Genomic DNA, 13253 nt, shown 5'->3' on the forward strand with positions numbered 1-13253 from the left:
TTAGGAGGTAACAAGAGATTATTTGCGGTGAAAAGATCGGGAAGGGATTTTAATTTGCCAAAAAATGAAAGGTTATTTTATGGATAGGGCCGTTCGGTTACTTCTTGTAAACATGAAAAAAGCAGAACCAACGAGTGGTTCTGCTTTCTGTTAAGTTAGCTTATTGCGGCTGTAGAATTAGCCAAATTATCGCATTTAATCGGGTTTTCTCCGGAGCATTGCAGGCCTAAGATCAGGGAACCTTGATCAATTTATACCATTTGGATTTTGGTCCCTCGCCAACCTGAAGCATGTACATGCCGGCACTCCATTTTTGATCCACTTCAATCCGCTGCTCCGACGGGCTGTCGGCCCGCTGGTAAACCAGTCGTCCACTGAGGTCATATACGCGCACTGCTTGCGGTTTCGTTCCCTGCATCTTCAGCGTAAATGATTCCTGGAACGGGTTGGGATAATAGAGCACCCGAGATTCGACCAATTCAGCGTTTGTTTCCGTTCCCCGTCTGGCCAACGGGGCCGGGTCTACAACGGTGAAGGTCAGCATAATAGGCTTTCCTGGCGTACCCGAACCGCTCGTTCCGGTGTACGGAGTTGCTTTTAGCTGGTAGGTACCAGCCGCCGGTACCCAGCTCCGGTAGGTGCTGCCGGTATTGCCAGCCAAGGTAAAAGGTGCTTTGGATTCGATGTGGGAATAAATTTGCTGACCACTCAGCTCCAGCGCCATCGACCCACCCGTAGCCGGACCGGTATTGACCATAATGTTCAGATTACGCGTTGGCAAACTGGTTAAATCCACCACATCGCCCTCCCGTAATTCTCCCAGGGGCAGGCCAGTTTCGCAATTGATCCACTGGAACCCCAAAACCGTTGGCATCTCAACGACGGTGAAGTTAATGGAGAGCGGGGCACCCGCCGTGGCAACTCCCGACAGACTGGTGTACGGGGTAGCCGTCAGGTTATAGCTGCCCAACGACGGCGTCCAGCTCTTGTAAACCCCTTCGATATCCTTAAACAACGAGTACGGAGCTTCGCGCTCGATTTGCGTGCGATTTTGCCGGCCAGTCAGGGCGAACACAATTGAGTCGACGGCAACCGGGCTGGTTAACGCCTGAACATTGAGATTACGAGTTAGAAGGGTGGATAGATTCACTTCCGCCCCGTCGATGAGTTGCTGAATGGGCTGGCCCGTTTCGGCGTTCATCAACCAGAAACTAACCGTATTGGACTGGGGATCACACCGGCCAACGCCCGTGCTGCAGAAAGCTCCAAAATTCCCTCCGCCGATCAGATCCGGATTGCCACCCAGCATCACCAGAATAGACCGCCCACAAAATTTACCCAGGGTCGCGGGCAGGCAACCACTCAGTAGATTGTTTTGTAGTTCGCAACTCCGCAGATTAGGCAAATCCCCCAGACTTGCCGGAATTGAACCGGTGAACTGGTTGTTGGAAAAATCCAAAAATTCCAGCGTTGGCAGGGTCAGGAACTTGTCGGGAATGGTCCCGCTCAACTGGTTATTGTTCAGGTTAAAGGTTTGCAGCTTACTCAACTCCATCAGCATGTCCGGAACCGAACCGCTCAACTGGTTATAAGCTAAGTGAAGGTATTCCAGATTGACCAGCGTTGCCAGACTCGCGGGGATGCTTCCGCTCAGTTGGTTATAAAACAAAGCCAAGCGTTTCAGGCTACGCAGGCCCGACAGGTTGTCGGGGATCGGACCACTCAATTGATTTTCGCTCAAGTCCAGCCCCTGCAATTTGCCCAGCGTCGACAAACTTGCCGGAATCGAACCACTCAACCGGTTACTACCCAGATACAGGTTTACCAAGTTGGTTAATGCCGACAGGCTATCGGGAATTGATCCACTCAGCTGGTTGTGACTTAAATAAATAAACTCCAGTTGGGTTAGGCTGAAGAGTTTAGCCGGGATTAAGCCGCTCAATTGGTTATAAATTAAAACCAATCGTTTCAGGCTGGTCAGCGCGGAAAAGCTGTCCGGAATCGAACCGTTTAACTGGTTGTCACTCAAATCCAGCACCTGTAAATTGGTCAGCGCCGACAGACTGGCCGGAAGCGGACCAGCCAGCTGATTGCTGGGCAATTGAAGCTGAGTGACCTGTCCGGCTTCGTTGCAGGTAACCCCGTACCAGCCGCAGGGCGATTCTCCGGTGAGCCAGTTGTCTTTCTGAACCCAGCCGATTCCGTTGGTACTGTTATAGAGATCCGCTAAAGCCAAGTATTCGTCGTTGGGCGCTGTTTTTGTCGTAGCTAATAAGTCTTTATTTAATTTTGAGTGAGTAACAGTTTTTCCATATTCTTTCAAAAAAGTTGTACCCCTGGTGGTACCGGCATAAGTTTGAACAGAGAACTGTGGGAAAAGTAGTCCCAGAGCTAAGCAAAGGCATGCGCTTAAGTGAATACTGTTGTAGCGCAGAAAGTAGAGCATTAGTAATGAAAAGGTTAGTGTTGAAAACAGATTATCCTATCGGCACCGCAGTGGTGTTTCCACCGGTGGCCAGTCATAAATTATTCACCATACGCACAAGTTATTTACGGGCTAACTTCTACTGTCATTAAGGTGGGCATATTGTGATAGCAGAACGTTGAGGAGCGTTAGCGGCTCTAATGTGCATATTTTGTGGAATCGCAGTCAAGGGGAAATATCCCCTTTTTTTCGAAACTTTACCATGAATGAGCCAGCGGACCCGGATACTTAAAAAATTCTTCGTGAAAGGACACGAATTGCGCAGAAATTTCTTCCCGGCAAGTTAAAATCATTTTGGTTTTATCTTTGAAGATTGTGTGATTATAAACCTGCGTGATTTAAAAAAATCCGCAGAATCGCACCCGGATTCCGGCTCCCGGTTCTATCGTTTGCCTGGTTGCAGCGGTTGCCCGAACCCGGCGGTACACTTTTCATTACTAATAACCAGACAGCATCAGCCACGGCACAAGCACCCTGGTGACTTCGGGCCGCTTTCCATCATACAGGGTAAAAAGTACTCCGAATTATCTTCATGGATCACAGCGACCAGAGGAGCACCGGGACTTAACTTGCATTCAGATTACGCATTATACTATGAAGAAAAAGGAACTGCAGGGGGTGAAAGAGATTGCCCGCCGGGCCAATGTGGCCATTGCAACGGTTGACCGGGTGATTCACAACCGCCCCGGCGTTTCGGAGAAAACCCGGGAAAAGATCAACAAAATTATTGCGGAGCTCAACTACCAGCCCAATCTGCTGGCGAGTCGGCTGGCTTCGGGCAAGATCATTACCCTGGGCGTATTGATTCCCTCCGTTACCGAAGAAACCGATTTCTGGGAGGCTCCCCTGCGAGGCATCCAACGGGCCGAAAACGAGATTCGGCAGTACGGCATTAAAGTCGAGCTTTTCTTTTTTGACCTGCGCGACCCCGGTTCGTTCGTTGCTCAGGCCAACCGCCTGCTGGAGGCTTCCGTAGATGGGATTGTACTGGCACCGGCTTTTATCGACGAAGCCCGTAAGTTTGCCACCGCCTGCCAGCAGGCCAGAAAGCCTTGCATTTTTATTGACTCCAACCTGCCCGACCAGCCCAGTCTGTCGTACATCGGCCCTCCCCTGTTTCAAAGCGGCTATCTGGCGGCCAAACTGTGCACGTATGTACTCAGGGATCACAGCAAATTGCTGGTCGTCAACATTGCTACGGCCATGGACAGCTACACCTACAAAGAGATTGAGGAAGGCTTCCGGACCTACTTTACCGATCATCGTCAGCACTACCCGATCATCCGGGCGGATATTCACCAGACGGACTTTTCATCGGTAGCCCGGCAGCTTCAGGAACAGTTCGACGCCAACCCGTCCATTGATGCCGTCTTTGTCAGCAACTCGCGGGCCTTCTCGGTCGCCCGGTTTCTGGAAAGTGCCGGCCTGCCCCGCAAGCCGCTGTTAATCGGCTACGATTTTGTCAGCGAAAACACGCGTTACCTGGCCAGTGGGTTGATCGACTTTCTCATTTGCCACCAGCCGGAAGACCAAGGTTACCGCAGCATCATGACGCTGTATCAATTTCTGGTTTTTTCAACGCCGGTTGCGAAAGATTACTACATGCCCATCGACATCGTTACCCGCGAGAACCAGACTTTTTACCGCAATTAAAGCGCTGTAGCCGCTGAAATTGTACCATATAATCTATTTCAGGAAGGAGAAACCGCAAAATTTTATACAACTTTTAGGCCCGTAAGCTTGACTTTTAAAAAAAGTTAGTACATTTACGGGTACGTACCCGAAACCTACTTTTAACCTGCTCTTTTTAGGGGCCAAATGACTGTTCCGATGACTAACCTGAATAATGACCGTAGAAGTTTTCTAAAAAAGGCAGCTCTGGGAAGCCTGGCCCTGAGCGTCCCGGAGCCTGCCTGGTCATGGTCCTCTGCTTCAACCGTTGCTGCCGGCAAACGCGTAGGCATCATTGGGCTGGATACCTCCCACAGCACGGCTTTTACCAAAGTGCTTAATGCCGCCGATGCTAGTGCCGAATACGCCGGTTACAAAGTGGTGGCGGCTTATCCCTACGGCAGCAAAGACATTGAAAGCAGCACCAAGCGCATTCCCGGCTACATCGAGGAAGTTAAAAAGCAGAATGTCGAAATTGTTGACTCCATCGCCGATCTGCTCAAGAAAGTCGACGTGGTGTTGCTGGAAACCAACGACGGGCGTCTGCACCGCGAACAGGCCGCTCAGGTCATGAAAGCGGGCAAACGCGTGTTTATCGACAAGCCCATTGCGGCTTCGCTGGCCGATGTGGTCGGTATTTTTGCCGATTCGAAGAAGTATAAAATCCCCACGTTTTCGGCTTCATCGCTGCGTTACATCAAAGGCGTTGAAGGGCTCGACAAAAGCCAGGTGGTGGGTGCGGACACCTTTAGCCCCGCCGTGCTGGAAAAGACCCACCCGGACCTGTTCTGGTACGGTATCCACGGCGTTGAAGCCCTCTTTGCCGTAATGGGAACCGGCTGCCAGCAGGTAGTACGGGTTACCAACAAGGATACGGACATCGTAGTGGGCACCTGGGCCGACGGACGCGTGGGAACCTTCCGGGGAACCCGGTCGGGCAAACACGATTACGGCGGAACGGTTTTTACCCAAACCGGTAACGTTCGGCTGGGCCCCTACGCGGGCTACGAACCGCTGCTGAGAGAAATTATCAAGTATTTTGAAACCGGAAACGTGCCGGTTACTCCCGAAGAAACAATCGAGATTTTTGCCTTTATGGAAGCCGCCGATGAGAGCAAACGGCGGAACGGTGCCCCCGTGAGTCTGGAAAGCGTCCTGAAAAACACCAAACAATAAGCTTACCTTTTCGAGTAGCCCGAATTGTCTTGCCCAGCATCCGGGTACGTACCCGGATGCATTTCATCCCCTGAATTGCCAGTACGCGTTTTTCTCATTTTCATTCTTTACGAACCATCATCATGGAGAAAAATCTACGATTGAGGCTCATTGTGGCCTTATTGCTGACACTTTTTTATCTAAAAACCGGCGATGCTTTTGCGCAGGCTCCTAGGGAGGTAAAAGGGAAAATAACCGATGCCCGAACTCAGGAAGGTATTCCGGGCACGAACGTAGTAATTAAAGGGACTACCAAAGGGGTGGTCACCGATGCCGAAGGGGCGTTCACGATCCAGGCCCAGCCAGCCGATGTGTTGGTTTTTACCTTCATCGGCTACGAAAGTCACGAAGAAACCGTGGGCAACCGTACGGCCCTGAACGTGGAGTTGAAAGCCAGTGCCTCCAACCTCGACGAAGTGGTGGTGATCGGGTACGGTACGGCTAAAAAGAGCGATCTGACCGGCTCGGTGGTGCGCATCAACGCGGAAACGTTTAAAAACCAGCCCATGACGCAGCTCACCGACATGCTGACGGGAACCATCGCCGGGTTTCAGTCCAACCAGAGCGCGTCGGCTGCGGGCGGAGGTTCGATGGAAATCCGGGGGCCCAACTCCCTGAATGCTTCCACCGACCCGCTGATTGTTTTGGATGGTGTGATTTTCAACGGCAGCATCCGGGACATCAACCCGTCGGACATTGAAGCGATTGACATTCTGAAAGACGCCAGTTCGGCGGCCGTATACGGCGCCCGGGCCGCTTCCGGGGTGGTGATTGTCACCACCAAAAAAGGCAAAACCGGCAAACCCACCATCAACCTGTCGACCAAAATTGGCGTGGCTGGGGTCACCAACAACTACAAACCGTACGACGCGGCCGGTTATCTGAACTTTCGCCGGGATGTGCTCCAACAGGCCAATCCGACCCTGCCCAGCTTTTATTTTTATGACCCCAACAACCTGCCGTCCGGCGTGACGCTCCAGCAATGGCGGGCGGCCAGCAACAACCCCCAGGCCGACAACACCAACGAATGGCTAGGCCGTCTGCGCCTGTTTCCGGTTGAAATCGACAACTACCTGGCGGGCAAAACCGTCGACTGGTACGGCATGGTCATCAACCCCGGTCTGCGACAGAGCCACGACGTGAGCATCGGCGGAGGAGCCGAGCGCGTCAATTACTACTGGTCGCTGGGTTACGACAACAACGAAGGCGTGATTAAAGGGGATAAATTTGCCACCATTCGCAGCCGCCTGAACGTGGATTTCCAGGTAACCAACTGGCTGCACGCGGGCGTCAACGCCCAGTTTGCCGACCGCGACGAAAGCACGGTTCCGGCCGATACCATCGGGATGTATCGCAACAGCCCCTACGGTTCGGAGTATGAAACCGATGGCCGGTTGAAATGGTATCCGCACGACTACGCGGGCGGGGGCGCTCAACACCCCCTCATCAACTACTACGGCCAGGACCGGTTTCGGAAAACAAATAGCCTGTTTGCGTCGATCTACGCCAAAATCAACCTGCCCTTTGGCATCGATTACAAAGTATCATTCCAGCCGCGTTACGAATTTGCCAAAGACTATAACTTCTGGTCGTCGCAGACCATTAACGGGGGCGCTACCCGCTCGAACGGCTACGGCACGCGGGAAGAAACGTCTCTCTATGAACGGTTTATCGACAACCTGCTGCACTGGAACCAGAAGTTTGGCGCCCATCAGTTTGACGTGACGCTGCTCTACAGCACGGAGCAGAACCGTACGTGGTTTTCGTTCATTACCAACCAGACCTTCGTGCCGAATCAGAACCTGGGCTACCACGCCCTGCAATTCGGCTCCAACCCGTCGCTCAACAACAACGACACGCAGATCAACGGCGATGCGGCCATGGGACGGGTCAATTACACGCTGATGGACAAATACCTTTTTACGGCTTCGCTCCGGCGCGACGGCTACTCGGCGTTTGGTCAGAAAAACCCGCGGGCCTTTTTCCCGGCTGCGGCCTTTGGCTGGGTGGTGTCGGACGAAAAGTTTTTCAATGTTCGGGCCATTAACCGGCTGAAACTGCGGCTTTCCTGGGGCGTAAACGGCAACCGGGCCATTGGCGCCTACGCGGCTCTGGCGCAACTGCAGTCCAACCTCTACTACAACGGTTCGAACGTGCAGGTCGGCGTATACAACAGTACGTTATCGAATCCAGATCTGGTCTGGGAGAAAACCGAGTCGGTCAACGTGGGTTTTGACATGGGTCTGCTCAACAACCGGATCGATGTGAGCGCCGATTATTACAACACCAACACAACGGACCTGCTCATGAACCGCCTGCTGCCCGAGCTGACGGGTTTCAGAAGCATCGTCTCCAACCTGGGCCGGCTCGGCAACAAGGGCATCGAACTGACCATCAACACCGTCAATGTCAACCAGCGGAACCTGAACTGGAAGTCGAACCTGGTCTTTTCACTGAACCGCAACAAGATCAAAAATCTCTTTGGCGACTACCGGGAAGTGGAGGTAAACGGCCAGACCGTCCGGCAGGAGCTGCCGGATTATACCAACCAGTGGTTTCCCGGCCAGGCCGTAGACCGCGTCTGGAACTACGACGTGACGGGCATCTGGCAAACCACGGAAGCCGCCGAAGCCGCCAAGTACCGGATGGTGCCCGGCGATTTTAAAGCCACCGACCTGGACAACAACGGCGTTTACGAAGCCCTGAAAGACAAAACGTTCATCGGCTACACCCAGCCCCGCTACCGGCTCGGTCTGCGCAACGATCTGACGTTTTTCCGGAACTTCACGGCTTCGGTTTTCGTGCGCGCCGACCTGGGCCACATGGGACCTTTCATGGATGCCCTGCACAACAGTTCGGAAACCTACGACCGCCGAAGCTCCTACGCCCTGCCCTACTGGACGCCCGAAAATCAGAACAACGAGTGGGCCCGCCCGATGGTCAATTACAACGCCTACGGGGGTGGTATCATGATCTACAAATCCCGTTCGTTTGTGCGCGTTCAGGATGTGTCGCTGGCCTACAACCTGCCGCCCGCCCTGTCGAAGCGCCTGAAACTGAACAACGCCCGCGCGTTTGTTTCGGCCCGCAACCTGCTCACGTTCAGCAAATGGCCCGGCTGGGATCCCGAATCGGGCTTTGCGCCGATGCCCCGCATCACCACGGTCGGTATCGATTTCTCCCTGTAAGCTCTCACGAAAACGGATAAGAAGAAAACAATGAAACGGATTATCACCCTATGTTCGGCGTTGTTCGTGCTGCTGTCGCTTTCCTCCTGTAAGGAAGAATGGCTGAAGCCCAAGCCGCTTTCGTTTTTCGCGCCCGAAAACGTGTACGTTGACAAAGCCGGATTTGAGTCACTGCTGATTACGATGCGGAAAGACCTGAAAAGTGAAAACACGGGTCCCATCAACTTTCTGATCAATGAATTTGCCGCATCGGACCTGGCCGTGGCCAGCGTGCAGCTCGACTTTTACAAACTGACGCCGAACACCGACCGGTATTACAAGTACCTGGCCATGTTTACCTCGGCCTACGCGTCGATCAAAAACGCGAACGTGCTGATTTCCCGCATCGACGACATTACGTGGAGCAACCCGGAGGAGCGCAACGCCATCCTGTCCGAAGCCCTCTGGCACCGCGCCTACTGGTATTACCGGCTGGTGAACTCGTACGGCGACGTGCCCTTTATCAGCCAGGAACTCACCGGGGCCAAACTCGACTTTGCCACCCACAGCCGCTGGGCGATTCTCAAAAAGATTCAGACCGACCTGGAATTTGCCGTTCAGAACCTGCCCGTCAAAGCCAGCCCCGGCGTGATTTCGAAGGGCGCGGGCGATCATTTGCTGGCAAAAGTGTATCTGGCCAATCTGGAATTTGACAAAGCCATCGAAGCCTCCAGCCGCGTCATCAACGGCCCGTACGCCCTGATGAAAAGCCGGTTTGGCGTGTCGGCGGGTGATGCAAAACGGGATTTGATGTGGGATTTGCACCGCCCCAAAAACTTTAACCTGGCAACCAACACCGAAACCATCCTGGCGATTGTCGACCGGTTTGAAGCGCCACCGGGGGCGCGCTCGCAGGGCTTGTACACCATGCGGCATTACAACTGCGCCTGGTGGAACACCATCGTGCGCGACAGCCAGGGCAAGGCCGGCATGGTCGCCAGCGGTCCGATGTACGATTCGCTGGGGCGCGGCAACGGCAACGTGCGGCTGGATGCGTTCTACCAGTATTCGCTCTGGAACTACAAAAACACCAACTGGCGCAACACGCCCGACCTGCGCCGGAGCAACAACAACTGGGTGGACCTGCACGAAATCAAGTACAACAACCCGGCCTCGGTCGATTACGGCAAACCGATCAACGTTTCGTACCTGGCCGCCCCCGCCGACACCTTCTACGCGTTTTACGCCATGCCGCATTACATCGTGTACGTGCCGCAGGACGACGCGCTGGCCATTCCAATGGGCGGCAACGGCGACTGGTACGTGTACCGACTGGCCGAAACCTACCTGATCCGGGCCGAAGCCCAGTACTGGAAGGGTAACCTGGCCGCAGCCGCTGAGGATTTGAATGTGGTTCGCGAGCGGGCCAAAGCTTTACCCATTACGGCAAGTGAGGTAACGGTCGACTTCATTTTCGACGAACGCGCCCGGGAACTGTTCGCCGAAGAACCCCGGCACTCCGAACTCGTGCGGGCGTCGTACATCCTGGCGAAACAAAACAAGTCGGGGTACTCACTGGACAATTTCAGTCAGAAAAACTATTACTACGACCGCGTCCGGAAGCTCAACAACTTCTACGACCGGAAGGTCCAGTACATCGGCAACACGGCCGACATCGCGCCCTTCCACGTGTTGTGGCCCATTCCGTCGAGCGTCATCACCGCCAACACGCTGGGGATCATCAACCAGAACAAGGGCTACGACGGAGCCGAGCGGAACGTTCCTCCGCTGGAAACCATCGAATAATGACCGGGAAGAGTAACCCGACTCCGGTTTGATGCTTTAGGTTATGGGTACGCACCCGGCCAGTCGTCAAGCGGAGTCGGGCAGATTGATCAACTCGTTAGGCTTTAAACCGTAAGCGCATGAAAAAGAACGTTTCAAGACGTGAGTTCATCAGACGGAATTCATTGACCGGACTGGGCGCCGTGCTGACGCCCGCGCTGCTGGCTTCCGGAATCGACCATCCGGCGGCTGCCGGGCTGCCTTCCACCCCCACAGTGCTGCCCAGTTCGTCGGGTCAAGCCGCGCTGCTGGGCGGTAATCCCATCCGGACGAAAGCGTGGCCGACCTGGCCAATCTGGAAGCCTGAAACCGATGAGCAGCAATTGCTGGAAGTGATCCGAAGCGGGGTCTGGTCGCGGGCAAAGGTGGCCACGGAATTTGAGCAGAAATGGGCGCAAGCCCTGGGTGCCAAACGGAGCTTGCTGGTGGTCAACGGCACCAACGCCCTGATCATCGCCCTGAACCAGTTGAACGTCCGGGCCGGCGATGAAGTCATCGTGCCCCCGTACACCTTCATTGCCACGGTATCGGCGGTGCTGGCCACGGGTGCCATGCCGGTTTTTGTGGACGTCGACCCCGAAACGTTTCAGATCGATCCGGCCAAAATTGAAGCCAAAATCACCCCCCGCACCAAAGCCATCATTCCGGTTCACATCCTGGGCCTGCCCGCCGACATGACCCGGATTATGCCGATTGCCAAAAAACACAACCTGGTGGTGATTGAAGACGCCTGTCAGGCCCACCTGGCCGAAATCAATCACCAGAAAGTGGGCACCATCGGCAACGCCGGATGCTTCAGCTTTCAGAATTCGAAGAACCTCGCCATCGGTGAAGGCGGGGCCGTGGTCAGCAACGACGACGGCTTCATGGACCGTTGTTTCTCCTACCAGAACTACGGAAATCCGTACGGCACGGCGGTCGGGTCGGTCAGTACCGGCAGTGTTATGCAGGGCACCAAACTCCGCACCACCGAGTATCAGGCCGCCATCGGTCTGGCCCTGTTGAAACGGCTCGACGGCGAAACCACGACACGCAACGAAAACGCGGCTTACCTGAAAGCGAAAATCAAGGATATTCCGGGCATTGTTCCCTACAAGCTCTACGACAACGTGACGCGGGCGGCTTTTCACCTGTTTCCGTTCCGCTACCAGAAAGAGGGATTCAAGGGACTGCCCAGAGCCAGTTTCCTGAAGGCGTTGCAGGCCGAAGGCATTCCGTGTTCGAGCGGATACGCCACGCTAAACAACCAGCAGTACCTCAACGACGCGTTTCAGTCCAAGAATTTCCGAAAAACCTATCCGAAGGAAATGCTCGATTTCAAGCAGTACGTCGCCCGGAATCATTGCCCGCAGAACGACAACCTGTGCAACGAGGAAGCCGTCTGGTTTACGCAGAATATGCTGCTCGGCCCCCGGTCGGACATGGACGAAATTGCCGCAGCCATCGAAAAAGTCCATAAAAACGCGGATCAACTGGTTAAGTTGAATCAAAAATGAAACAAACGTGGCCCTATTTACTGGTGGTCGGCTTCCTGCTGATCTTCGTCGCCAAAGCGGGCGGAAAGCCGCCGGGGTTGGCGACGGGCTGGAAAGCCGGAGTTGCCCGAACCGTCATCACCCCCAAACCCGGCCTGTGGATGGCCGGGTTTGCCGTCCGCAACCGCCCGGCCGACGGCACGCTGCACGACCTCTGGGCCAAGGCGCTGGTGCTGGAAGACGAAAGTGGAAAGCAGGCTGTGCTCGTCACGACGGATTTGCTGGGCTTTCCCCAGAAACTTTCGGAACGCATCCGGACGCAATTGACAGCGAAATACAAGTTGTCAAAGGCGCAGATTATTCTCAACGGGTCGCATACGCACTCGGGGCCGGTCCTGCAGGATGCGCTGACGGACATATACCCTTTTGAATCCGATCAGGTCGCTAAAATCGCGCAGTATTCCGCCACGCTGGAAACCCAGATCGTCGAACTGGTCGGCAACGCCCTGAAAAACCGGGAAGCCGTCACGCTGCACGCGCAGAACGGCGTCACCCGGTTTCAGGTCAACCGGCGCAACAACAACGCGGCCGTGCTCCACCGCCTGCCAGAACTCCGGGGTCCGAACGAATACGCCGTGCCGGTGCTCAAGGTGCTGAACGCGAAAGGCGACCTCAAAGCCGTAACCTTCGGGTACGCCTGCCACCCAACGGTATTGGATAGTTACCAGTGGTCGGGCGATTACGCTGGGTTTGCCCAACTCGAACTGGAAAAAGCCCATCCGGGCGTGACGGCCCTGTTTTTTCAGGGCGCCGGGGCCGACCAGAACGCCCTGCCTCGGCACACAGTGCCGCTGGCGCAGCAGTACGGGCGCGAACTGGCCGCTGCGGTTGAACGGGTGCTGGCCGAACCCATGCGCAACCTGTCGGCCCGGCTGACAACCGCCTATTCCGAAGTTGACCTTACTTTTGCCAAGTCGCCCACGGAAGCCGATTTACAAGCCATTACGAAATCCGACGTACCGTATCAGAAACGGTATGCCGAACGGATGCTGGCCCAACTCAAACGGGGTGAACCGTTTCCCAAATCCTACGCCTACCCGGTGCAGGTCTGGCAACTAGGCGAGCAGCCGTTGATTAGCCTGGGGGGCGAAGTGGTGATTGAATACGCCATCAAACTGAAACAGATTTTCGGCCCGGATACGTTTGTGGCGGCTTATTCCAACGATGTGATGGGCTACATTCCGTCGACCACGGTGTTGCGGGAGGGCGGCTACGAAGGCGATTCGTCGCAGATGGTATACGGTTTGCCGAGCGTCTGGTCGTCCACCATCGAAGCCACCATTTTGGCTGAAGTCATTAAAGTTGCCCGGCAGGCCGGACTGCCAACACCCTGAC

General features: G+C 54.9%; 7 protein-coding genes. 6 read left to right on the forward strand and 1 reads right to left on the reverse strand.

Annotation, left to right across the window (positions count from 1 at the left end):
- Nucleotides 1-232 precede the first annotated feature (232 nt).
- Nucleotides 233-2236: a leucine-rich repeat domain-containing protein gene (locus OQ371_RS22840; RefSeq protein ID WP_374761426.1), complete on the reverse strand. Its 2004-nt coding sequence runs from the start codon at nucleotides 2234-2236 to the stop codon at nucleotides 233-235.
- 843 nt (nucleotides 2237-3079) lie between these two features.
- On the opposite strand from OQ371_RS22840, the gene OQ371_RS22845 reads away from it, so the two are divergent.
- The 6 genes from OQ371_RS22845 to OQ371_RS22870 all read left to right on the forward strand — a co-directional run bounded on the left by OQ371_RS22845 (nucleotide 3080) and on the right by OQ371_RS22870 (nucleotide 13252).
- On the forward strand, nucleotides 3080-4138 hold the full coding sequence (locus OQ371_RS22845) for a LacI family DNA-binding transcriptional regulator (protein WP_265990645.1): 1059 nt from the start codon (nucleotides 3080-3082) through the stop codon (nucleotides 4136-4138).
- Between the two features lie 177 nt (nucleotides 4139-4315).
- Nucleotides 4316-5332 (forward strand): Gfo/Idh/MocA family protein, encoded by a 1017-nt coding sequence (locus OQ371_RS22850; RefSeq protein ID WP_265990646.1) that lies wholly within the window; start codon nucleotides 4316-4318, stop codon nucleotides 5330-5332.
- A 122-nt stretch (nucleotides 5333-5454) separates the two neighbouring features.
- On the forward strand, nucleotides 5455-8559 hold the full coding sequence (locus OQ371_RS22855) for a SusC/RagA family TonB-linked outer membrane protein (RefSeq protein WP_265990647.1): 3105 nt from the start codon (nucleotides 5455-5457) through the stop codon (nucleotides 8557-8559).
- Between the two features lie 30 nt (nucleotides 8560-8589).
- Complete coding sequence (locus OQ371_RS22860; RefSeq protein WP_265990648.1) at nucleotides 8590-10344, forward strand: RagB/SusD family nutrient uptake outer membrane protein; 1755 nt, start codon at nucleotides 8590-8592, stop codon at nucleotides 10342-10344.
- Between the two features lie 119 nt (nucleotides 10345-10463).
- Nucleotides 10464-11879 carry a DegT/DnrJ/EryC1/StrS family aminotransferase gene (locus OQ371_RS22865; RefSeq protein WP_265990649.1) on the forward strand — a complete coding sequence of 472 codons (1416 nt, stop codon included), beginning with the start codon at nucleotides 10464-10466 and terminating at the stop codon, nucleotides 11877-11879.
- Nucleotides 11876-13252 carry a neutral/alkaline non-lysosomal ceramidase N-terminal domain-containing protein gene (locus OQ371_RS22870; RefSeq protein ID WP_265990650.1) on the forward strand — a complete coding sequence of 459 codons (1377 nt, stop codon included), beginning with the start codon at nucleotides 11876-11878 and terminating at the stop codon, nucleotides 13250-13252. The genes OQ371_RS22865 and OQ371_RS22870 overlap by 4 nt, the downstream gene beginning before the upstream one ends.
- Nucleotide 13253: the final 1 nt, after the last annotated feature.

The sequence above is a fragment of the Larkinella insperata genome (assembly GCF_026248825.1).
Classification (GTDB): domain Bacteria; phylum Bacteroidota; class Bacteroidia; order Cytophagales; family Spirosomataceae; genus Larkinella; species Larkinella insperata.

What these genes read in the sequence shown, in the direction of transcription:
- OQ371_RS22865 (WP_265990649.1), top strand. Translation starts at nt 10,464, where the DNA reads ATGAAAAAGAACGTTTCAAGACGTGAGTTCATCAGACGGAATTCATTG.
- OQ371_RS22850 (WP_265990646.1), top strand. Translation starts at nt 4,316, where the DNA reads ATGACTAACCTGAATAATGACCGTAGAAGTTTTCTAAAAAAGGCAGCT.
- OQ371_RS22870 (WP_265990650.1), top strand. Translation starts at nt 11,876, where the DNA reads ATGAAACAAACGTGGCCCTATTTACTGGTGGTCGGCTTCCTGCTGATC.
- OQ371_RS22845 (WP_265990645.1), top strand. Translation starts at nt 3,080, where the DNA reads ATGAAGAAAAAGGAACTGCAGGGGGTGAAAGAGATTGCCCGCCGGGCC.
- OQ371_RS22855 (WP_265990647.1), top strand. Translation starts at nt 5,455, where the DNA reads ATGGAGAAAAATCTACGATTGAGGCTCATTGTGGCCTTATTGCTGACA.
- OQ371_RS22860 (WP_265990648.1), top strand. Translation starts at nt 8,590, where the DNA reads ATGAAACGGATTATCACCCTATGTTCGGCGTTGTTCGTGCTGCTGTCG.